At 57.8% G+C, this 20,888-nt stretch carries 21 protein-coding genes and 1 pseudogene; 15 read left to right on the forward strand and 7 right to left on the reverse strand.

Annotation, left to right across the window (positions count from 1 at the left end; translation table 11 throughout):
• The first annotated feature begins 12 nt into the window (after window positions 1–12).
• The 3 genes from AC1PLS_RS00670 to AC1PLS_RS00680 all read left to right on the forward strand — a co-directional run bounded on the left by AC1PLS_RS00670 (window position 13) and on the right by AC1PLS_RS00680 (window position 1,938).
• Window positions 13–609: a restriction endonuclease gene (locus AC1PLS_RS00670; RefSeq protein WP_080959962.1), complete on the forward strand. Its 597-nt coding sequence runs from the start codon at window positions 13–15 to the stop codon at window positions 607–609.
• 69 nt (window positions 610–678) lie between these two features.
• Window positions 679–1,158, forward strand: a complete 480-nt coding sequence (locus AC1PLS_RS00675; protein WP_481104078.1) for a hypothetical protein — start codon at window positions 679–681, stop codon at window positions 1,156–1,158.
• A 426-nt stretch (window positions 1,159–1,584) separates the two neighbouring features.
• Window positions 1,585–1,938, forward strand: coding sequence for a SymE family type I addiction module toxin (locus AC1PLS_RS00680; RefSeq protein WP_481104079.1), 354 nt, complete (start codon window positions 1,585–1,587; stop codon window positions 1,936–1,938).
• 81 nt (window positions 1,939–2,019) lie between these two features.
• On the opposite strand, the gene AC1PLS_RS00685 is transcribed toward AC1PLS_RS00680, so the two are convergent.
• The 3 genes from AC1PLS_RS00685 to AC1PLS_RS00695 all read right to left on the reverse strand — a co-directional run bounded on the left by AC1PLS_RS00685 (window position 2,020) and on the right by AC1PLS_RS00695 (window position 3,799).
• On the reverse strand, window positions 2,020–2,829 hold the full coding sequence (locus AC1PLS_RS00685) for an XVIPCD domain-containing protein (RefSeq protein WP_481104080.1): 810 nt from the start codon (window positions 2,827–2,829) through the stop codon (window positions 2,020–2,022).
• A 67-nt stretch (window positions 2,830–2,896) separates the two neighbouring features.
• Entirely contained in the window at window positions 2,897–3,367 is a 471-nt protein-coding gene (locus AC1PLS_RS00690; protein WP_481104081.1) for a hypothetical protein, read from the reverse strand.
• Window positions 3,368–3,382: 15 nt separating this feature from the next.
• A complete protein-coding gene (locus AC1PLS_RS00695) occupies window positions 3,383–3,799 on the reverse strand; it encodes a hypothetical protein (RefSeq protein ID WP_481104082.1) in 417 nt (138 codons plus the stop codon).
• A 282-nt stretch (window positions 3,800–4,081) separates the two neighbouring features.
• On the opposite strand from AC1PLS_RS00695, the gene AC1PLS_RS00700 reads away from it, so the two are divergent.
• The 10 genes and pseudogenes from AC1PLS_RS00700 (at window position 4,082) to AC1PLS_RS00745 (ending at window position 15,009) form a co-directional block, all read left to right on the forward strand.
• Window positions 4,082–4,462 (forward strand): SymE family type I addiction module toxin, encoded by a 381-nt coding sequence (locus AC1PLS_RS00700; protein WP_481104531.1) that lies wholly within the window; start codon window positions 4,082–4,084, stop codon window positions 4,460–4,462.
• A gap of 334 nt (window positions 4,463–4,796) precedes the next feature.
• A complete protein-coding gene (locus AC1PLS_RS00705; protein WP_481104083.1) occupies window positions 4,797–5,258 on the forward strand; it encodes an RNA polymerase sigma factor in 462 nt (153 codons plus the stop codon).
• Window positions 5,259–5,383: 125 nt separating this feature from the next.
• Window positions 5,384–10,009, forward strand: a complete 4,626-nt coding sequence (locus AC1PLS_RS00710; protein ID WP_481104084.1) for an RHS repeat-associated core domain-containing protein — start codon at window positions 5,384–5,386, stop codon at window positions 10,007–10,009.
• Window positions 10,009–10,446: a hypothetical protein gene (locus AC1PLS_RS00715; RefSeq protein WP_146010772.1), complete on the forward strand. Its 438-nt coding sequence runs from the start codon at window positions 10,009–10,011 to the stop codon at window positions 10,444–10,446. Before AC1PLS_RS00710 ends, AC1PLS_RS00715 begins: the two co-directional genes overlap by 1 nt.
• A gap of 1 nt (window position 10,447) precedes the next feature.
• Window positions 10,448–11,254 (forward strand): annotated as a pseudogene (locus AC1PLS_RS00720) (RHS repeat-associated core domain-containing protein); the annotation flags it as partial.
• Window positions 11,255–11,400: 146 nt separating this feature from the next.
• On the forward strand, window positions 11,401–11,727 hold the full coding sequence (locus AC1PLS_RS00725; RefSeq protein WP_102255349.1) for a DUF2283 domain-containing protein: 327 nt from the start codon (window positions 11,401–11,403) through the stop codon (window positions 11,725–11,727).
• A 555-nt stretch (window positions 11,728–12,282) separates the two neighbouring features.
• Window positions 12,283–12,483, forward strand: coding sequence for a hypothetical protein (locus tag AC1PLS_RS00730; protein ID WP_221237732.1), 201 nt, complete (start codon window positions 12,283–12,285; stop codon window positions 12,481–12,483).
• Window positions 12,484–13,012: 529 nt separating this feature from the next.
• On the forward strand, window positions 13,013–13,522 hold the full coding sequence (locus tag AC1PLS_RS00735) for a hypothetical protein (protein ID WP_184432634.1): 510 nt from the start codon (window positions 13,013–13,015) through the stop codon (window positions 13,520–13,522).
• Between the two features lie 681 nt (window positions 13,523–14,203).
• Window positions 14,204–14,521 (forward strand): MafI2 family immunity protein, encoded by a 318-nt coding sequence (locus tag AC1PLS_RS00740; protein ID WP_481104085.1) that lies wholly within the window; start codon window positions 14,204–14,206, stop codon window positions 14,519–14,521.
• 98 nt (window positions 14,522–14,619) lie between these two features.
• A complete protein-coding gene (locus AC1PLS_RS00745) occupies window positions 14,620–15,009 on the forward strand; it encodes a DUF6869 domain-containing protein (RefSeq protein ID WP_102255345.1) in 390 nt (129 codons plus the stop codon).
• A 492-nt stretch (window positions 15,010–15,501) separates the two neighbouring features.
• Here the strand turns inward: AC1PLS_RS00745 and AC1PLS_RS00750 are convergent, their stop codons facing one another.
• Window positions 15,502–15,747, reverse strand: coding sequence for a hypothetical protein (locus AC1PLS_RS00750; RefSeq protein ID WP_172454355.1), 246 nt, complete (start codon window positions 15,745–15,747; stop codon window positions 15,502–15,504).
• Between the two features lie 361 nt (window positions 15,748–16,108).
• Between AC1PLS_RS00750 and AC1PLS_RS00755 the strand changes: the two genes are divergently transcribed.
• Entirely contained in the window at window positions 16,109–16,678 is a 570-nt protein-coding gene (locus tag AC1PLS_RS00755; protein ID WP_260300074.1) for a hypothetical protein, read from the forward strand.
• A gap of 124 nt (window positions 16,679–16,802) precedes the next feature.
• Here AC1PLS_RS00755 and AC1PLS_RS00760 read toward each other — a convergent pair whose 3' ends face one another.
• The 3 genes from AC1PLS_RS00760 to AC1PLS_RS00770 form a co-directional block, all read right to left on the reverse strand.
• Window positions 16,803–17,534, reverse strand: a complete 732-nt coding sequence (locus AC1PLS_RS00760; protein ID WP_184432632.1) for a carbon-nitrogen hydrolase family protein — start codon at window positions 17,532–17,534, stop codon at window positions 16,803–16,805.
• A 235-nt stretch (window positions 17,535–17,769) separates the two neighbouring features.
• Window positions 17,770–19,005 carry a hypothetical protein gene (locus AC1PLS_RS00765; RefSeq protein WP_481104086.1) on the reverse strand — a complete coding sequence of 412 codons (1,236 nt, stop codon included), beginning with the start codon at window positions 19,003–19,005 and terminating at the stop codon, window positions 17,770–17,772.
• A gap of 304 nt (window positions 19,006–19,309) precedes the next feature.
• Entirely contained in the window at window positions 19,310–19,975 is a 666-nt protein-coding gene (locus AC1PLS_RS00770; RefSeq protein ID WP_184432630.1) for a hypothetical protein, read from the reverse strand.
• Window positions 19,976–20,259: 284 nt separating this feature from the next.
• Here AC1PLS_RS00770 and AC1PLS_RS00775 point away from each other — a divergent pair, with 284 nt between their 5' ends.
• Window positions 20,260–20,880, forward strand: coding sequence for a DUF4142 domain-containing protein (locus AC1PLS_RS00775; protein ID WP_184432628.1), 621 nt, complete (start codon window positions 20,260–20,262; stop codon window positions 20,878–20,880).
• The last annotated feature ends 8 nt before the right edge of the window (window positions 20,881–20,888 follow it).

Genomic DNA, 20,888 nt, shown 5'->3' on the forward strand with positions numbered 1-20,888 from the left:
AGGGAGTATGGAATGTCTATGGTTGCCAAAGGAACCGCGTTTGAGACCCGAGTCCATGCCGCTATCGGCAGAGAACTCCGTTCTTCAAAGCTTGGCCTAGATCCAGCATCTGCGACTTTGCATGCTAAGAAAGGCTACTACTCGCGGGACAGGGATAGCGAGATCATCGTTGACCTCTCAATTGAGATTTGGCTACCGAATGCCACCAATTGGTCGCTGCTCTGGATCTGCGAATGTAAGGACTACGGCGGCAGCGTTCCGGTTGATGATGTCGAGGAGTTTAAAGCAAAGATGGACCAAATCTCGGGCGCGAACCGGAAGGGTGTCATGGCGGTGACGGGTGCACTTCAACAGAGTGCACTTCGGTACGCACAAGCCAATGGGATAGGTGTAGTTCGCCTTCTCCCTGATGACCAAGTTCAGCATGTCCTTTACCAGCTTTCGGTTGGCGCGGCTTACCCCGATCGCCTAACGTCTAGCATGGTTAGCCAAGCGCTTGTTTCACCAAAGTACATTGGAAGAAATAATTCCTTCTTTGGCCTATCGGGGGGGCACATCCATAGCGGCTGGCAGAGCGTGCTGCGGACGGATCTTCAGCTTTCCTCCTAACAACTCATTCAAACCGAAGTTGCTTCGCAACTCGGCTTAATTCAAGCGTTAGATGGATAGGGGAGTTGCATGAAGCCACCAAAGAAGGAAGCTCCAGCACGTCTGCACAAACTTCCATCCGGAAACGTGATGGCCGTTTCCGCGGAAGCGCCACCACCCACAAGCCCAGCAGAGATAGCTTTTTTCGCCAATTACTCAGAGTATGCCAAGACGTTGCGCGCCTGGCTGGTGGCATATGGTATTGGTGGGCCCGTCCTCTTCTTCACCAACAACCAGTTGTCCGCTGCACTAAAGGCTTCTCCTCATCGTGATTGGATCGTCGATCTATTCCTTCTTGGTGTTGCGCTCCAAGTGATCCTGGCGTTTGTCAACAAGTGGTGCGCGTGGCACCTGTATGTCGGAGAGTACGACTCAGCGTTCCAGAGTCGGCGGAGTTATAAGTTCTGGGCGTGGCTAAACGAACGGAGCTGGATTGATCTATCAATAGATGCGCTTTCACTAGTTTCATTTGCGGTCTCAACACTGCTGGCAGTTCGAGTGTTCTCATAGCGCGCCATCTAACAATTCATTCAAGCCGAAGGACGGAGAAACGGGGCCAGGCTAACTTCTTGAAATAAGACGGCAAGATAAGAGCTCAGAGATATCTTTTGCGCCTCGCATTGGTAGGGCGGCATTCTCGCATCCTTGTCATTGCTCTCCCACCCCAATGCAGTTGACATCCCGACAAACTCGCAGCAATCTCTACAACAAGGAGCGTAGAAACTCCTCTAAGAGCGGTACCCACCTCCGTCAAACCGGTGGGTTTTTTGTGCCTGCAGCGTCTTGCGGGCGCAACCGACGCGATGCCTGCGTCGGGAGGGCGGCTAATACAACACCCTTCGGGGAAATACGCCCGCCGACTCTTAGCGGTTTCTAACCTCCCGACATCCCGTCGCCACCCGGCGGCGAGGCCTGTTCGTCAAGGAGGGCTTTGCCATGCGTCGACCCACGTCCAGTCCCAAGCCAGCGCGCAAGCGCGCCACGGTGCCGCCGCCCACCGAGATCGTCTGGCGCTCGCTCGACCCCTCGATCCCGCCGCGGCCCTACCTCGAGCGCACCCCCATCCCCGAGCCCCGCCCCGATCCCAACAAGCCGCGCCGCCCAGGCCACCCGCGTGCCCCGCAACACTGCACCGTCGGCTACGGGTACTACCCCGACAGCCACCAACGCATCCCCACATTGCGCCTACGCGGCCGCTGGCTGGAACAACTCGGCTTCACCATCGGCAGCAAACTCGACATTCGCATGCGCAACGGCGAGCTGGTCGTCACCGTGGCACCTCCGGAATAACGCTGGCGCGACGCGTACAAAAACGCATATATAGTTCGTTGGGTTTGGCCTGGTATGCCGCCGGTGAGCGGGGTTGCGACCTCACACCATTCGATGAGGTGAAGTGATCGAAGGTTCCTGTTGCTGTTCTTGCTGTTGCGCTTGTTGCTGTTGCTGTTGCGTCTCGCCAAGCGCCTGCAACTGACTCAGTGACTGCTCTACTGGCCGTGCGATGACGTCGCTTGTTTTCATGTGCGCCATCAGGTGGGCAGGGTTCTCGAGCGCCCCTTGAACAACAAATACGTTCTCGCCCTGCCGCACAGAGCTTGTCTCGGTACTCAGCACGATGTGATCGATCCTTGATAGCCCGTTATCCCTGGCCAGATACGCGCTGCTTGCTGCCAGCCGGGCACTGTTGTCGTCATAGTCACGGCCCAGCCCCTGTTCCAGGCGGCGCACGGCATCTTCTGCCTGGCGATGGAGTGGGTCTTGTGATTGCGCGGCCCCCTGGATGTTTTGATACGTCGGCGCAGTGTTGTAATCGTCCTTGTTCACCTCTGGCGGGAACGTGAGCGGAGCAATCTGCTGCAACGTTGCAGGGTCGATGTCTCCGGTCTGGGAGAGGCCATGCGCTTGCTGGTAGTTGATAACGGCAGCCTGCATCGAAAGGCGGTAGACGCCATCTTCTTGCAGCGGTTGATTGTCAGCACCTCTAAAGCCTTCGGCATTCAATGTCTGCTGCACCTGCCGCACCATCTCCGACGACTCGCCGATACGGATTGTCCCGTCATCCACGAACGGCCTGGGCTCGATGCCGTGGTCCCGTCTCGCTGCATCAATGGACAGACGGCCACTTACGAGGTCGCCGACATAGTTTTCGTAATGTTGGTAGTAACGGCTATCCACTTCCATGTGCACGTGGATTGCGCCTGTCGCCTGCTTGCCTTGTACTCCCAACGCCTGGCCATACTCGACCTGGTCACCCTCCTGCACAAGAAAGGGGGGACATGTGACGGACACGCAGGATGACATCGCCCCCTTCCCGATCCAGCACATCGACCAGGCCGGTTTTCGCGTTGACCGTGCCCACGACACCAGCAACAGGCGATGGAACATCCTGTGCCCTTGACGCAGGTCCAGAGGGCATTGCGGAGTCTTCAAGGATGAAGTCTTTCTTCAGCAATACCTGGCCTGGGCGAAGGCCATAGTCGTTCCCGACTTTGGCGACCTCGATTTCTTGGATCTCACCGCCAACCAGCGCCAGCGTGCGTCCAGGTTGCCCGCCAACCACTGTGCCATTGACCAGATGCGCACCGCTGTTGCTGTTGGGATGGTGCGTGACCAAGCCATCGAAGTTCTCGACAGCCTCGTTGTGATAACCCTTCTCCGCGTCCCACTCAAGTTGAATGACGCGATAAGGGACTTGCTGTGTTGCATCCTGTGCGGCCATGTGCCCACTCCCTGGTTAGTCCCTCAGGTTGATCGCGCGAGCTAGGTACCAACAGCCCTGGCTCCGTCTGAAAACGTAGGTATCTACTTCGTACTCCATGCCGAAGTCCACACTGCGGCCGTCACCGGCCATCGTCTGGATAGACACAGGGTATCCCACCTTACTTTGGCGCTCTGGCTTCATCTCCCCTGGAACGACTCGATCAAAGACCTTCGCATCCTTGAAATAACGATACGGGAATAGCTCCAGGCGGGAGCGACCTGTTCGCTTGGAGAGATGCGTGGCGGGTGACGTATCCGTTTCTTTTTCGACCGTGTGAGTTGGCACCTCATATTCCAGCGGATCATCGGTGAAGCCGCGACGCACGCTCTCGTCGGCAGAATCCGCATAGCGTTGCAGAAACTTGCCGAAATCTTTGGAGGGGCAAGACACAACTGGAGCCTTTGCAGCGTGTTGACTTGCATGCTCGCGCTGTGACGCGGTGGCGGGTGCAGGGGAGGTACACCCCGCTATTGCGGCGCAAAGCAATCCAGCGAATGCTACATAGGCCTTTCGGTGATTGGCACCCATACCTATCGTTCCCTCTGCGCTTTTGGCTGTTGGCGATGCAGGTCGCCAGAATGGTCTATTACGTGCATGTGCTTCCGCACGACCGCTGGAATTCTGGTGAGGGTATCTGACCGCTGGACGTTGTGCGAATCCCTCCAAGGCGGCATGGCTTGTTCGCCAAGGAGAAGTCTGCCATGCGTCGATCACTTTCCGTTCAAGCCAACGCGCAAACGCGCCACGGTGCCGCCGCCCACCGAGATCGGCTGGCACTCGCTCGATCCCTCGATCACGCCGCGGCGCTACCTCGAGCGCACCCCCATCCCCGAGCCCCGCCCCGACCCCACAAAGCCGCGCCGCCCAGGCCACCCGCGCGCGCCGCAACACTGCACCGTCGGCTACGGTTACTACCCCGACAGCCACCAACGCATCCCCACACTGCGCCTACGCAGCTGCTGGCTGGAACAACTCGGCTTCACCATCGGCAGCAAACTCTACATCCGCATGCGCAACGGCGAGCTGGTCGTCACCGTCGCACCTGCAGAGTAACCAACCCGCCGCACCCCCCGCTCTGCGCGTGCACCCCGCAGTTGGAGAACTCGCATGGTGAATGACACCCTGGCCGGCACCTTCGGCAGATACCAGCGCTTCGGCAGCAAATGGATGCCGTTGCCGGTCGAACGCGCGATCAATATCTGCACCGTCTGGCATCGACGCAGCGACTCAGGTACAACCGCCACTACACGCACGCCGTTCGTCGCACATCCGCGCGCCGCAGCTATGCGCGGCTACACCCGCACACGCCACACCACGCGTTGGCGCGTACGCGAGGAGCCGGCAGGGGGCAGGGGGCAGGGCGCGTTTCGACCAGGCCATTGGCCTGTTGCATGCCGACCTGCTCGCCTACATGCGCCGGCGCCTGCGTGACCCCGACACGGCCAACGACCTCACCCAGGAAACGCTGCTCCGCCTGCTGGCCTACCGCGACGCGCCCGACATCGGCGACTACGCACTGCTGATGTACCGCATCGCGCACAACGTGGTGCTGGAGCATTGGCGCACGCGCCACCGCCGCCATGCCAACGCCCACGTCGCACTGGACCTGATCGCACCACTGGCCGCAGAAGGCGCCCACGTCGACCAGATCGCCGACGCCCGCCGCATCCTGCAGCACCTGCACACCCACACGCTGCCCGCACTACCGCCCAGATGCCGCCAGGCCTTCATCCTCAACCGCATCGACGGCCTCACCTACCCGCAAGTGGCCGCAGCCATGGGCATCTCGATCAAGATGGCGGAAAAGCACATTAGCCGCGCACTGGCTGCGTGCAGGAATGCTTTGTAGTTGAAGCCGATCAATAAGGCTTGACGAAGACAATTTCTGCGGGAGATGATAACGACGATTTTTAGCTGCGGCATCTTGATGTCGTCTGCAGCATCGCCAGCTGCCAAAATTTGAAGGAATAGGACATGGAAGTTCTGAAGCCCCTGCGGCTGCGTCGTTACGCTTGCGCATTGTTGCTAAGCACTGTCTGCGGAGTCTGCGCGCAGGAGGTCAAGCAAGAATGGACGGTTGTTGCCAAGCACCCAGAAATTCCGACCACAACCGTTGGCGTTTTCGACAATCAACATCGTGCAATTGAGGCCATGGCGCAAATCGCTGGTCCCAGCGATGCACAGTATGCGTATGGTTTAGCTACGCATGTGAAAGAAACAAAAACAAACGAAGACCAGACAGTTACGCTCACGTACTGGCTTGGTAATGATCAACCTTCCGATCCCGAATGGACTTACTCTGCACTAGGTAGCTCTTACGCAACTGAGGTCGAGATGGTTGCACGTATTGAGTCCTTCTACACTGAATTTAACGAATGTGGCAAGGTTTCGCTGAAGCCAGCAACCGAATGGACGCCATATTCGGCGGAATTCGAGGGTCGTTTTGATTCAAAAAGTTTTGATGTTGTATCGAACGTAATTTATGACGATGGAACGTGCTTGCCCGTAAAGCACACCGGGTTCGGTACTCGCCAGCGCAGGCTATTTTGTCCTTTATATACGACCTGGAACGATGACTATCAAGCCTGTGTAAATCTGGAAATATTTGCTTACTTGACCGGGCCTTCTTTAGAGGATACGTGTTCGGTTGGTAACCCGTGCGATGTAAAGACCGGGGAAAAATCACAACCTGAACAGGATTTCGATCTTGGATGGATACGTCTCGTTCGAACGTTTCGGTCCTCGCAGGTTGGACGGCGATCCAACCTTGGGGCGGGCTGGTTCAACTCACATGAAGTCAGCGTTTCTGCAAGTGGCTCTTACGCAATACTTGCTGAAGGAAACGGGCTTCAACGCAATTTCAAATCGGTCGGAAATTCTTTTATTGCTTCTGATGGTTCTGGAGATCGGCTTGAGAAAATAGCTAATGGATGGCGACTTTTTAGGTCGGATACGGTTTCGGAATTTAATGCTACAGGCGCGTTGAGCTTGGTGTCGAAGGACGACGGTACTTATCTTCGATATGCGTACGATCGGTCATCGAGGTTGGAGTCGATCACGCACTCGACCGGCCGCAAGTTGGTTTTTAACTACGCTGATGGTTCCCGTTATGCCCAGCTTATTCAAGTTGCGCTGGACGGGGTTGCGTTGGCTACTTACGCTTACTCTGACACTTTCCCGGACAGCGCGGTGCTGGAGAGCGTGACCTATGCGGACGGGCGGGTCAGGTCATATCTGTATGAAGACGAGGATTTTTACCGCTTCCTGACCGGCGTGGTCGCGGAGGATGGAATGCGCTACAGCACATTCACCTACAACGCTACGGGGCGTGTTGTGTCAAGCCAACATCACGATGGCGCAGACGGCGTGACGCTTGATTACACCGATGGCGCCACCGTTGTAACCGACGCGTTGGGGAAACAGACGACATATACGCTGAGCCAGCGTTCCGCAGGTCCTAGAAAAATAGATGACATCACCGACAGCGCAGGCACGCTCAGCAGCGATTATTTGGACGCAAGTGTCGATTTTCGTCGGCGCTTGAGAGCTTCTACCGATCGTGCCGGGGTTGTCACGCAACACGCCTATGCCGAACTTGCGGATGCTGGCGTGCCAGTCAATGTGCATACGGTCACCGAGGCGGCTGGTTTACCCAGCCAGCGAATCACAAGTACGCGCACCACTGTCGACAGCAATCGATTGATGTCAGTTCAATCAAGTGACAAGAAAATAGGCTATGTCCGAAATGCGCGGCTGCAGCCGCAGCAAGTCATCACGACCGACGTCGCAAGTGGTCAGACCAGAGTTCTCAGTATGAACTACTGCGAGGCAGCCGATGTCGCTGCTGGTGGCGACTGCCCCGTGCTTGGCCTACTGAAGTCCATCGATGGCCCGCGCACGGATATCGACGACCGTACGACCTACAACTATTACCCCATCGATGCTGCCGGGTGCGAGACCGGCACCGGACCGTGCCCGTATCGCAAGGGCGACCTCAAGCAAACCATCAACGCCCGCGGCCAGATCCGCGGGAATCTAAGTTATGACGCGGCAGGCCGCGTTCTTTCTGCCGTTGACGAAAACGGGGTGCTGACCGATTACAGCTACCACCCGCGTGGTTGGTTGGCATCGACCACGGTGCATGGCGCTACTTCCGGGCAGAATCGCGTCACCACGTTGGAGTATTGGCCCACCGGCTTGGTCAAGCGCATCACCCAGCCCGACGGCAGCTACGCCACGTTTGTCTACGACCAGGCCCAACGCCTCACCGATGTCACCGATACGCTGGGCAACACCCTCCATTACGTGCTTGATGATGCCGGCAATCGTCTGGAGGAGCAGACCAAGGATGCGCAAGGTACGCTCAAGCGTAGCTTGAGCCGTATTTACAACCAATTGGGCCAACTGAAAACGCAGGCGGACGCAGCCGCAAATCCCATCGACTACGCCTATGATGCAAACGGCAACCTGCGCTTGATCACCGACGCATTTGGCCGTAGCACCCTGCAAGAGCACGATCCGCTCGGTCGGCTTGCGCGCACCTTGCAGGACGTCGATGGCATCAAGGCCGAAACCAATGTGGGTTACGACACGCAGGATCGCCCGTTGCAGGTCAAGGATCCCAAACGTCTGGACACGCGCTACACGTACAACGGCTTCGGCGATACCCTGAAGCTGACCAGCCCGGACACCGGCGTCACTAGCTATACCTACGACAGCGGCGGCAACCGCGCCACGCAGACCGATGCACGCGGCATCACGTCCACCTATGGCTACGACGCGCTCAACCGTGTCCTGAGCATCAGCTACCCAACCACCGCCTTCAATATCAGCTACACCTATGACCTCACGCAGAGCGTGTGCGCCAGCGGTGAGACCTTCACTGTCGGGCGGCTGGCTAAGCTCCAGGATGGCAGCGGTACCACCCAATACTGCTACAACCGCTTCGGCGAGGTGGTACGCAAGGTGCAGACGGTCAACGGCAAGGTGTTGGTGTTGCGCTACGACTACACGTCTGGCGGCCGTCTGCGGTCGATGGTCTACCCTGATGGCACCACGGTCGATTATGTCCGCAACGCGCAAGGCCAGACGACCGAGGTTGGGGTGACGGCACAAGGCGGCAGCCGCCAACGTCTGCTGAGCGGAGCGACCAACTATCCGTTCGGCCCATCTGCCGGCTGGACCTACGGCAACGGTCGCACGTTGGCACGCATGTACGATCAGGATTACCGCCCACAGAGCATTCAGGACAGCCGCACAGGCGGCCTGGAGATTGGCTTCGGCTTCGACCCTGTTGGCGACCTCACTGACCTGACCCCGGCCGGTAACCCGACGCCAGAGCTTCAGCTGACCTACGACGCGCTTGGTCGGCTGACCGCACTAAAGGACGGCAGTACAGGTACCGTGATCGACGGCTATAGCTACGATGGCACGGGTAACCGCATGAGCGCCAAAGTCGGCGGCGCCACGCAGGCCTACACCTATCCAACGACCAACCACCGCTTGAGCGCAGTCGCAGGCGTGGCACGCACCTACGACAAAATGGGCAACACCCTCACCATCGGCGGCAAGGCACGCGAGTACCTGTACGACACCACCGGGCGCATGACCCAGGTCAAGCGCGCAGGTGTCGCGGTCATGAACTACCGCTACAACGGCCGAGGCGAGCAGGTACGTCGCTACCTGGGCACCACCAACACCTATACGCTCTACGACGAGGCCGGCCATTGGCTCGGCGACTACGACACCAACGGTGCACCCAAGCAACAAGCGATCTGGCTGGATGACTTGCCTGTGGGCCTGTTGGCCAACGGTGGTCAGCTGCACTATATCGAACCCGACCACTTAGGCAGCCCGCGTGTGGTCGTGGATGCCGCCCGCGACGTTGCCGTATGGAGCTGGAGCCTGAAAGGCGAAGCGTTCGGCAACACGGCACCCAACCAGGATCCGGATGGAGACGGCACCGCGATGGTGTTCGATATGCGCTTCCCAGGCCAGCGGTTTGATGTAGCGAGCGGGTTCAATCAAAACTACTTCCGCGATTACGATGCGGCCACTGGTCGGTACGGGCAGAGTGATCCGATTGGGCTTAATGGCGGAATTTCCACCTATCAATACGCCTTAGGAAAACCCCTGATCGCTTCTGACAAGTCTGGTCAAAAAACATACGTCATTGTTACCCGTGATCTTGGGATCGGTTCGCACACTGCCATGTTAATAGATTCAGAAAATGGAGCCCCCCCATTTCTATACGACCCAGCCGGATCTTATATGGGAGAAACCAGGGGTAGTGGCGGGGTTTTTGAAGGTGTCGATGGAGGGGCTAGCCTTAGAAGTTACGTTGATTACCAAAAGAGTACAGGAAGTAGCGTTGAAGTAATTGTTCTTAATACTACGGCAAGGCAAGAGAACAGATTTAAAATGGAAGCAGAAGAGCTCGGCGATAGTAGAGGTTTTTCTTGTGCGTCCTCGATCTCCTCCGTAATGTCAGGATATTGTGGGATTGTAAGCCATACGATTTTTCCTGGGCGATTGGCAGATATGCTGAACGAAGCTCGAAATAAAGAAAGGTCTGAGTCATGTGTAGATGGGGGGAAGTGATGTCATCACCTCAAAAGCTAGCTTTTGTGGGGATTTTTTTTTCCGCACTGTATTTACTTTTCTCTTTGATGTGGCCATATAGCGTATCTTTTATAGTCAAAAACAACGAGATGGCGCTTAACTACAAGTTAATATTTTCATTTCTTCTGATATTTATTCCCTACCTGGTTTTCCGCACGTCTCGCACAGTCTTAGGGGCCGTAGGTATCGGGATTTTCATAGGTGGTTTATGTGGGCTGGTAGCAATACTAATTGTTTCAATCGCATCATCTGGATACACTTCTCTGATAGGTGAGATGAAACGTAGCGGAGTTGGAAGTTGGTTTGTCTTGCATTTCATGATCGCCATAGTTCTTGGTGGCTGGACGGTTGGAGGTATGATCGGTTTAGTTGTAAGTATTAATTTCAAGAAAACCAAGAGCGGTGTCAGTTTCTAATGCAAGCGAGTACCTATACGAGACTACGGGCCGCATGACCCAGGTCAAGCGCGCAGGTGTCGCAGTCATGAACTACCGCTACAACGGCCGAGGCGAGCAGGTACGTCGCTACCTGGGCACCACCAACACCTATACGTTCTACGACGAGGCCGGCCATTGGCTCGGCGACTACGACACTAACGGTGCACCCAAGCAACAAGCGATCTGGCTGGATGACCTGCCGGTGGGTCTGTTGGCCAACGGTGGTCAACTGCACTATATCGAACCCGACCACCTAGGCAGCCCGCGTGTGGTCGTGGATGCCGCCCGCGACGTTGCCGTGTGGAACTGGAGCCTGAAGGTCGAAGCCTTCGGCAACACGGCACCCAACCAGGATCCGGGTGGAGACGGCACCGCGATGGTGTTCGATATGCGCTTCCCAGGCCAGCGGTTTGATGCAGCGAGCGGGTTCAATCAGAACTACTTCCGCGATTACGATGCGGCCACTGGTCGGTACGGACAAAGCGATCCGATTGGGCTTAGTGGTGGTATAGCTACATACGAGTACTCATCCAGCTCGCCAATTCTGGTCTCCGACTCGCAAGGCTTGCAGGGCAGAAGGGCTATCCCAGCTCGCCCCATGACCACTCAAGAGATCTTCGCGCGTGTCGAAGTTCCATATTTAGTTCGCCAAATACAGAATTATGAGCCTACTTTCCGCTATCAAACGGTCGGCCCCGTCGGTTACAGGTACAACAATCAAGATGCGAGTTTTTTGAGGGATATCTTGCGGCAGCACGAACAAAGGCAATCTCAGCAATGTCCATAGCGAATAAATTACGGGTCTACTCCGAGCGGGATTCCGCTTAGTCGTCATTATTCAACGGAAAGAGTGGATCGCAATATTCCAATTAGCTTGGTGGATTATATTGCCAATAATGTTCCTGGCAGGCCGGAGCGTGGGGCGGTGAATAAATGAATGGCTCATATTTGAAAGAAAATTTTAATTTCACTAGAGGTCTGGCGTGCTCGGAAAAGCATGAGTCAGTTATTTTGGATCTAAATGAGGAGGGTGAAATTATTGGTATTGAGATATTCGGATATTCACATATAGCGGGGCGCCAGCCGAATAATTGTGAAATGGAATGGCTGGTGTCTAAGTCGATTGATGTTATTTTCTCGCCTGAGGATGATGTCATGTCGATAACAACGAAATTTGGAGAAAATTGCATGCAAAGGACTTCGGTTGCCAAGTTTGGATTTGATGAGCGCGGTGATTTGGTGGCAATTTCAATCAATTAGAATAATTTAATCAACTTAATTAAATAATCAGATGTTAAGAGTTATTTGGATGTTACAAGACAGCGGTGCTACGGCGTGATGTAGGTAGGTGGCCGCTTGCGCTCAATGGTCTACCCGGACGGCACTACGGTCGATTATGTCCGCAACGCGCAAGGCCAGACGACCGAGGTTGGGGTGACGGCACAAGGCGGCAGCCGCCAACGTCTGCTGAGCGGAGCTGTAGAAACGGGGTCAGGTTTACTTCTCGAGATAAGGGCTCAAGGGTATCTTCCGCGGGACGCATCGGTACGGCGGCATTCTCACATCCATATCAGCGCTCTGCTCTTCCCAGCAGTCGATATCCCGAAAAACCTGCAGCCGAGCCCAACGCGCCGATCGCCGCGCAGTGTTCGCTCACCGCTCGCCGCGCAGAGGAGCACACAGATGGGGTAGCCAGCTGTCGTTTCGCATCTCACGCTAGACCATCTCGACCGCCTGCTACGCCCGCTCGTTGCTCATGTAAGAATGGGGTCAGGCTCATAAACCTGATCCCTTACTCCACTTGGCCTGCTCGCCATGAAATTCGTCTACATTCTTTGCTTGCTGATCGCCGGTTTCTTGCTCGGCGCCGGTGGATTGATACGCTGGGGCGCGTTTCTTGTCGCGCCCGAGAAGCGGCCGTTTCGTTCGACTTGGGACCGGAGGGGATTTTTCATGGCGGCCGCCGGCATCGCCGGGATGATCGTAAGTACAGCAATCTACGAGGCTTCTCGCTGATCTATGCAAGGGTATCAGGCTGGCGCAGCCATCAAGGGCTTTGCCCATGAAGTTGCAGGGCAAACACCGGAGTTATCTTGCGCGCAACTGATGATCTGGGTGAGTTACCTGAGGACTGGGCTCCAGAGCCACTTGGTCCAAGGGCAGATGTCCTGGCTGCAATCGGGAGTTGCGTGTCCGCTGAGGATGCCAGTTTTGCACTAAATTTCCGAGTCGAGGAACCTGAGGATAGCGAGGAGCCGCGGACCATATCCGTATCAGGCGCCTGGGGGTCAAAGAGAGGCTGCGATGTTGTAGAGGCTGTGCAACCTGCTTGGTGCGCGGTCCTACGATGCTGAGGCTGGGGATTTCACAGATTTAGCGCAGAAGGGTGAGATTCACTTAAAAATCAATCTAGCCCTGTTTCCCATTCCACATCTTCGCCCTCTGCATTCAGAGGCGTTGTAGAGTGGAGCCTATCAATCCACTCAAGCTGTACCCGCTTCACGGGAAGGCTTGATCAAACGTTAGGCCTAAGCGGGGCACTCCGATGAGACTTGCAGTACTCCTGGCCATTGCTCTAGCGAGCACCTTGCTTGCGGCTCCGCTAGCGCATGGCGGCAAGCTCAGGGTTAAGACAGATCAAGTCGTAGACCTGACACGATTCCTTGAGGAAAAGCCGCTTGACGAAAGCGCGCCGGCCATTCGCTCGCTCCTCATAGATTGGGAAAAGAAGAGCAAGGATGTAGTCGATTACGTTTGCCCAGGCGTACTTACACCAATTCTAGCGACCGATGTTCCCAACTCCGCAGAGCTATTGGTACAGTTCATTTTTGGAAGCGCCGCGCATCAAATTGGCAACCCAAGCGACAAGGGGAAGGTTGTGCCCGGACAACTCGCTGGGATGCGCAGCATGCTCAAGGCTTATAGAGCATTTCTTGTGGCGAATCCGGCGGCCCGGATCCCGAGACTAGACGAGCTAACTCAGATGAATGCTGCAGGAACATTGCCCGAGTACCTTGAGCCAATCGTAGTGAAAGAATGCGGCCATGGTTCTTGAGGCTTAGTCCAATCATTCAAGCCGAAGCCGCTCCACGGCGCGGCTCAACTTAGGCGTTAGGCTCACCAGCATGTCTCGCATCGCTAGATACAGAATTGGTTATTTGCTCGTACTTGGCGCACTAAGCGCGCTGACGTATACCGTGGTCCGCGCTGCAGGCGGCTCCAGCGCTGCATTACTTGCGGTCGGCCTCCTCCTCCTCATGCCTGGCAGACTTCAGGGCTTGCTGCTGCGGCCCCTGTTTCGAGGGCAGCGCGCACTTGCTGAAGGCAAGCCTGAGGAGGCGGCGGTCCAGTTCAATCACCAGCTCACTCAGCTCCAAGCACAGCCATGGCGGCGTCTCGCGCTCTGGCTAGGCTGGTCTACCTATACTCCAAGCCTCGCCGCCATGGTGACCAACAACCTCGGAGTCGCTCATGCGGCGCGGGGTGAGCTTGAGCAGGCACAAGCTGCCTGGAAACATGCATTGGCGCTAGATCATCTGTACCCGGTTCCGTATGCCAACTTGGCTACCGCAGCTGCCGCCCGTGGCGCTTCCGATGAGGGGCACTCGCTATTGTGCCAAGCACGGAAGCTGGGCTACGGCGGCGGCCCTTTGGATCAGGCCACGCACCGAATGCAGCAATTACTAGCAGCCGTGGAGTCTCGCGGACCTGCGTTGTGAGGCTCAATAATTCATCCGTGTCGACGCCGCCTTGCGGCGCTGCTCTTCTGTTGTCTCTCCAGCGTGCTTTGCTTGGTGAGACCCATCCACAGCTTAGACAAGCGTCGATTGAGGCTGATCCCGGGACAGGCGTTGTTCGTTTGCGATTTGAGTACGATGGAGAGCCTTCCAAGGCTGCGCTCGACAGCGGCTCATGCGCTGCAACGGAAGTGATTGCTGACTTCCCGGCGCCGTGGAATTTAGATGATCAGCATGTTTCCGTGGCATATCCACACAAGCTTTCGGCGTTGGCCCATATTGCCTACCGTCGTTGGGAGCCTGAGCATGCTGCCTAGCGGCTAGTCTGTGTCCCGCAATCCGGCGGCGTACGGCAATTCATTCAAGTCGGCACCATTTCGGTGCACGGCGCACTTCGAATCATGGTGTGGTCAGAATGCATGCATGGTCCAGCATTGAAGAGTGGGCGCATGCATACATCCGCGTTCATGAGGCCGAGGCTTCACTGGATGATTCGCACCCGGACTATCTGGCTGCCTATGAGTTCATGGTGGAGCTGGTCGGTGAAAATGCAGAGCAATGTTGGGCCGGCATTCTTGAGGTAGTTCGGCGCCGGCCAACAGAGCGTGTGCTTGGTATGGTCGCCGCCGGGCTGGTCGAAGACTTGCTCGATGGCTCCGGTGCAGTATTCATTGAGCGCATCGAGGCGCAGGCAGGCACCGATCCCGTCTTTCGCAAGATGCTCCATGGCGCCTGGGAGAGCGGCACGCCAGAGGTCTGGTCGCGGCTCGTGGCAGCTCGTGGGGAGTTCGCAGATGCTGGCTGACACTTCATCGATGCCGGGCGACCAAGAACGGTGTCAGCTTCATTTATAAGGCTAAGCTGACCTTGTTTCGCAGTGGCGCTGAGTCCGTGTTGAAAGGTGCTCGTAGACGTCGTGGTGACGTGCAAGGTCACGCATGCAATCCATGGCAGTTCCAGCACTCAAGTCTGAAACAGTCGCCATGACGGTGACAGACCGTCGCCACGGCAGAGCACCCGCAACGCTACGGTGTGTCATTGATGGGAATGGCCGCTGTGGCGGCAGCGCATTCAAAGAATGTGCGATGAGCAAGCATTTATCCTCCGCCCCACTGGACTGGACTGGACTAGCGCCCAGCGTACCTTCGTTTGGCGGCCAGCCGGCCGTGCCAAACCCTCACACCGCGCGCGGTCGACATGCTACCCTGACCACCGCCATTCTGGCGAAGACGGAACATCAGGTGACCCAGCCGACACCATTGCAAGCGGTGTCAGGGGCTTTCTCGCTGAGCCACGCTTAACGCAGGTCGCCCAGAGACAAGCACGTCATTTCAATCACTACCAGGGACGTATTCATCATGAAGCTACGTAGCATTGCCACCACTTTTGCATTGGCTGCAGCTTTAAGCCTTGGCTTGAGCGCCCCAGCGCGCGCCCAGGCGGGAGATCCTTGCTCGGTCTTTCTTTGCATGGCCAGCATGACCGCCCCAAGCAAGCCAGGAGGTCCTGCTTGTGCAGCGCCGATCGCCGTCTTCCATTCCATTCAGATATGGAGCCCGGCCTTCAACCCGTCAGCCACGGCGGCGGCACGCCGGACATATCTGATGACATGCCCAGGCGTGGTCCCAGTGAATCAAGCCACCTTGGAAGCCATCATCGCGCAGTGGGGCTATACGCCTTGACGTAAATTGCCCGCTGACTCAGAAATTTGCGTTTAAGTCAGCGGGAATGCCGCCACGCCCCTGTTTGCCATGCGCATCGCGCAAGGCCTTTCGATACCACTGTGCTTCGACGAGATAGGTGATGCCTGGCTCCTTCATCTCTCAAGATGATCGTGCGAGTCCGGCGCCAACAGCCCTGGCGATGCCGGAAGACAACAGGTATGCATTTGATCTTATCTCCTGATGTTGCTTCGCACCGTGGATGGCGAATTCCAAGACCATGAGCAATTGACGGCAAGCAGCGCCTCGACGACGATCGTCCGACGCAATTCGTCTGGAGCTGCAATGCCGCCCGAAGTACAAGAACTGCAAGACGCCATTGCGTCAATTCCCGGCATTACCGATGCAGCGGTGGGTAAGGTGGATCTTTCTGATGTCACGGAAAGCGACTTCGGTCTTCTTCCGTATGCCGACCTGCCGCTCGGCGCGTTGAAGCGCACAAAGGGAGGCTTGGACAACGAGCTTGTCATCTCCGTCAACTTTGGTATCGCGCGCGATCCGAAAGGCCTCAAGGCACTCGAGTTCATTTCCTGGTGGGTACGCGATTCGGCACGAGCGGGCGAGCCGATGCAGATCAGGAGCGTTGCGCTTCCACCCATCGGCGATCAGTTTGGCACGTCACTTCGCTTTTGCATCGATTATTTCTACGCTGATCCTGAGCAGGATATCGGCAAACTACTGTCCAAGGTAGGGAAGTTGGCCGTTGAGCTCAACAGCGCAAAGGGCTTATATCCTCAGGTCGTTGCGTCCTGATAATGCAGTCAGGCCAAACCTGCCACCGCGGATGTCCTCGCGCAGCTGCCGACGCAGCGGGCAATTGGGATTGCCGAGTGCCACCGCACAGTCAGGGCTGCCTGTTACTGGCCTTGGCCTGATCTCAAGCTAGGCTGAAGACGCTCGCTTTTCCATCCCTCGTGTCGTACGCCACTAATGCCTCCTGGAAGGCGTCAGCACTGCCAACGAGGTCACCGTCATTGCTCCAGATGGCAGACCGACCCGCTCCTATGAAGGTGTCGGCGGGGCCTACACAGTTCGCCATCAAGACAGTCATGGAATGCATTTTTGCAATCGTCGGATAATGACTGTAGGCCGATGTCACGCCTTTCTCCGACTTGGCCACGCTTGCCAGGTACACGCCAGCACCTGACGCTGCAGCTTGTTCTGCATGGCTTGCCTGCAGTGACTCATAGCAAATGGCAGGCGCCAACAGCTGATCTCCGTGTCTGAGCACAAGCTGCTCGGTACCGGCGGTGAAGAACGGTAACTCGTCGAGATGCAGCTGCTGTTTGGAGTAGCTTGTGCGCTCCAGCCCCGGTTGGAAGCAGAGCATGCTGATTTCGATACCTTTTGCCCCCTTCGTGGGTACTCCAACGGCGATGAGCATGCCGTACCGGTCACTTGCCAGCTGAAATTGATCAAAGCGCTGATCAGCGGGCTGCACCGCCAGCGCCTGCGCCAATCCTGGTTCGTAACCGGTGAGGGAAAGCTCCGGAAAGACCAGCACATCCGCACCCCTGCTCGCCGCCAGGCGAATGACATCGAGGTGCTTACCGATGTTCTCTTCGATTTGGCCAGGCGTCGAAAGGATTTGCGCAGCTGTCAGCTTCATTGCCTGTCTCGTGTCCACGTGTTGGGGTTTGAGCGTAGCGGATTCCGAAAGGCGGGTAACCAGTGCGCTTGAAAGCCCGGAAATGCTGCTCGAACGCCTACACTTTCGAAAGCGAGACGTCTTGCCTGGATGCCTATCTTCAGCGCCGGTCAGGAGGATAGGTTGACCGGATGGTTACCGGTCTTCTCCAGCGTGCTTGGTTATAGATCAGGGTGCGCCGCACTGAAGCAGTGACTCATTTGTTGAGCACCTTGGTTGTCCACACCTGGTCGTAGTCGGCATTGTGTGCCTTGGTGAATCCGTTGGCATCGCTGCGTCCATCGTCAACTTTCTGGCCATCCTTGTAGATCACGTAATGGCGCCCGCCGGCAGCCTGGTCGCCGTGGTAATGCAGCTGCATCCGGTACACCAGCCTGCTCTCTTCTACTGCTGGCGTCGCCTGCTGCCGTATAACGCTGCTGGCCATCTGCTGTATCTGCAACAGCGGTGTCGTCTGCTGCGGATGGGCCACGACCCAGCGCATGAAATTGGCCTGGTCCCGGGCTGACGCTTGCCCGGACGCTGGCCAGATGTAGAGAAACGTCGCCGGCGTATTGGGTGCCGTGCTGACGGCCGGCATGTGCCACTCGTAGACCTGTTGCTTGCCGTCGGCTGTCGTCATCTCGAGCAGGCGGACACTGCCTTGCGATGGGTTGCCGGCGGCATCCGACAGTTCACTGATCGGCGCCAGGCCGGAGCCCGGTACGGCGCCCGCCAGTGCCAGTAGCAGGTCGCGCTGGTTTGTCACTTCCTGTTCGTTCAACGACAGCGAGCGCAGGTAGCGCGAACGCAGACTGAAACGGTAGCGCGTTTCCTGCAGGGTGAATTCCCCTTCGACCCTGGAGGCTTCGTGCCAGTCGTGTCCGGGTGCCAGATTGACGGTGCCGTGCATGACGCAAAACCCCTGCTGGGACTGTGCCGCTGGCGGGAAGGGCGATGCGCTGTTGGTGATCGAAGCCAGGATTTCCTTGGTGCGCCGTTCGGTGATGTCCTGCAGGCGGCTGATGGCCGTCTTCTGGAAACGAAAGGTGGTGCCGTCGCGATGGGCGAAGCCGGTGACCTGTACGACATTCGGGTCGAGCGGCAACGTGTCTTCCGCGTGTGCGACGATGACCCTGCCATCATCCTGTGCCAGCGTTTCCACCGGCTTGATCAGTTGGCGCACCTTGCCATCGCTGGCCGATGCTTGTGCGGTCAGCAGGCGCTGCGCATAGCTGGCCGCGTCTTCGCGGTAGGTATCGATGTCGCCCCAATAAAACTGCGCGGAACTCCCCAGAAAGTGCAGGGGCACATCGGTCGTCACGGCAAGACGCCCGATGCAGTAACTGGTGTTGACGGGATTGTCCGCTGACGGCAGCAACGATTTGTTGGTGGTGTTGGTTGTGCTGCAAGCGGCAAGCAACGCCATGGCAGCAAGCAGCGGTGCGCGCATCAAACGCGTGGCGGAACGTCTCAACGCAATTCCTTCAAAACAGCAATCGGCAATGATAGATGACGCCGGTCTACGCGGTGCGTCACCCCTGACAGGGTCTTCTGGCGCGTCCTGCTGCTATCAGCATCCACCGTACCGCTGCGGTGTCGAGCGAGCCAAATTCGTTGTGGTCGTTGCTGGCCACCGTAAACCGCAACGCGCTGCCTCGCATCGACTTTTATGTCGCGTGGTGGTCGATAGCGTGCCTGCCTCGATGCGCCTGCCACTGCAGGCGTGCGGCGCACCAAGGTGGCTAGGCTTGCGATTACTTCTTTCGGTACACCCCGCCGAAGGAGACGTTCATTCCGCCGCATTCCAGGTTGTCGTCGGCCAGCAGCATGTCGCCCAGCAATTGCAGGCGCACCTTGCACGTGTCTTCGTTGACCTCGACGCGGTTGCCCTCTGGATAGCCGCGCGCGGTGACCGAGCCCGTGTGCGGACCGCCTGGCGTCTGTTCCGGGTCGGGAAAGGCGCTGGGCCAGTACGCATCGCCGTTGACGGTGATGCTGCCGTCTGGGTTGGTGGTCAGTTGCAGCGTGTTGTCGCCGTCGTGCCAGTGGCCGTTCCACGCCTGCGCTGTGGGCGTGGCCGCGCTTGGCTGCATCTGCAGGCTCGACTGTGCGACCCAACCAGCATTGCCGCCTCCCTTGTTGGGATAGAGCACGCAGACGTAGGCATTGCGGCGCTGCGCCGTCAGGACGATATCGTTCTTGACCACGTAGGCGCGCCCTTGGCATGCGGCCCCGCCCGTGTCCGGGCAACCATCAGTGTCCTTGAGCAGGTACAGGCGCGGCGGGATGACCTTGCCGAGTGAGAACGCCACCGGCGCGCTGGTGAACAACCCATTGCGGCAGGTGGCATCGTCGTCGGCCGGCGCGGCGTGGACCAGTGGCGAAACGCCCAACAGGGCAAGCATCCAGGCATTGTGCATGGCAATCACTCGAAATGTGGCGCGATAGTGTGCGGCAAACCAAGCCGTCTTTCAGCAGGAACGTGCCACCACACGCCACGCATGCCACAGCCGCGCTGACCACGGCCAGGTCCACGCCCGCGCGCAAGCGCGGGCCGTCGATTGCGGCGCGGTGACGCGCGTGGTGCGGCGTTGTGCATTCGCCCGCGGGCGATGCGTATGTCTGAATCACGCAGTGGACGTGTATGAGCCTTCTTCACCTGGGCAGGCAGATGCTGCTGTCTCCAATCGAGAGGGAGTGGAGCATGAAACAGTCACTGTTGGTCCTGTCCATCGTCGCGGCGCTGGCGCTCGCTGGCTGCAAGCCGAATGCCGACAAGGAGGCCGCAGCGCCTGCCGCGTCCACCGAGCCGACGCCGACCGGTGGCGCGGCGACCCCGACCACGCCGCCTGTCGGCGAAGCCAGCCCGGCGCCTGAAGGCGCGGCACGCGCGAGTTCCGGAGACGACATCGCCCTTGGCTTGCTCGGGGCGGTGGACAACCACGAGATCGCCGCAGCGAAGCAGGCGCAGGACAAGAAGGTCACCGGCGCGGTGCTGGACTACGCCAAGATGATGGAGAAAGAGCACACCGAGAACCTGGAAAAGACCAAGGCGCTGGGGACGCTGGCCGAAACCCCGGACGTCAAGAAGCTGGAGAGCAAGGGCGAGCAGGACCTGTCCACGCTGGGGCAGAAGTCCGGCAAGGACTACGCGGCGGCCTACATCGATGCAATGATCGCCGGGCACAAGGACGCGCTGCAGCTGATCGAGACGCAGATGATGACGGTGGCGTCGACCGAGCCGGTCAAGCAGCATCTGACCGAGACCAAGACGCACGTCGAGCAGCACCTGGCGAAGGCGGAAGCCATCAAGACGGCGATGTGAGCGTGCGC

The sequence above is a fragment of the Xanthomonas sp. NCPPB 3218 genome (assembly GCF_056725185.1).

Bases quoted from the DNA above. Each gene is read 5' to 3' on its own strand.
- AC1PLS_RS00775 (WP_184432628.1), top strand. From the start codon at position 20,260: ATGAAACAGTCACTGTTGGTCCTGTCCATCGTCGCGGCGCTGGCGCTC.
- AC1PLS_RS00715 (WP_146010772.1), top strand. From the start codon at position 10,009: ATGTCATCACCTCAAAAGCTAGCTTTTGTGGGGATTTTTTTTTCCGCA.
- AC1PLS_RS00680 (WP_481104079.1), top strand. From the start codon at position 1,585: ATGCGTCGACCCACGTCCAGTCCCAAGCCAGCGCGCAAGCGCGCCACG.
- AC1PLS_RS00670 (WP_080959962.1), top strand. From the start codon at position 13: ATGTCTATGGTTGCCAAAGGAACCGCGTTTGAGACCCGAGTCCATGCC.
- AC1PLS_RS00725 (WP_102255349.1), top strand. From the start codon at position 11,401: ATGAATGGCTCATATTTGAAAGAAAATTTTAATTTCACTAGAGGTCTG.
- AC1PLS_RS00735 (WP_184432634.1), top strand. From the start codon at position 13,013: ATGAGACTTGCAGTACTCCTGGCCATTGCTCTAGCGAGCACCTTGCTT.
- AC1PLS_RS00745 (WP_102255345.1), top strand. From the start codon at position 14,620: ATGCATGCATGGTCCAGCATTGAAGAGTGGGCGCATGCATACATCCGC.
- AC1PLS_RS00675 (WP_481104078.1), top strand. From the start codon at position 679: ATGAAGCCACCAAAGAAGGAAGCTCCAGCACGTCTGCACAAACTTCCA.
- AC1PLS_RS00700 (WP_481104531.1), top strand. From the start codon at position 4,082: ATGGCTTGTTCGCCAAGGAGAAGTCTGCCATGCGTCGATCACTTTCCG.
- AC1PLS_RS00760 (WP_184432632.1), bottom strand. From the start codon at position 17,534: ATGAAGCTGACAGCTGCGCAAATCCTTTCGACGCCTGGCCAAATCGAA.
- AC1PLS_RS00770 (WP_184432630.1), bottom strand. From the start codon at position 19,975: ATGCACAATGCCTGGATGCTTGCCCTGTTGGGCGTTTCGCCACTGGTC.
- AC1PLS_RS00690 (WP_481104081.1), bottom strand. From the start codon at position 3,367: ATGGCCGCACAGGATGCAACACAGCAAGTCCCTTATCGCGTCATTCAA.
- AC1PLS_RS00730 (WP_221237732.1), top strand. From the start codon at position 12,283: ATGAAATTCGTCTACATTCTTTGCTTGCTGATCGCCGGTTTCTTGCTC.
- AC1PLS_RS00710 (WP_481104084.1), top strand. From the start codon at position 5,384: ATGGAAGTTCTGAAGCCCCTGCGGCTGCGTCGTTACGCTTGCGCATTG.
- AC1PLS_RS00750 (WP_172454355.1), bottom strand. From the start codon at position 15,747: ATGGAATGGAAGACGGCGATCGGCGCTGCACAAGCAGGACCTCCTGGC.
- AC1PLS_RS00765 (WP_481104086.1), bottom strand. From the start codon at position 19,005: ATGCGCGCACCGCTGCTTGCTGCCATGGCGTTGCTTGCCGCTTGCAGC.
- AC1PLS_RS00755 (WP_260300074.1), top strand. From the start codon at position 16,109: ATGTTGCTTCGCACCGTGGATGGCGAATTCCAAGACCATGAGCAATTG.
- AC1PLS_RS00685 (WP_481104080.1), bottom strand. From the start codon at position 2,829: ATGGAAGTGGATAGCCGTTACTACCAACATTACGAAAACTATGTCGGC.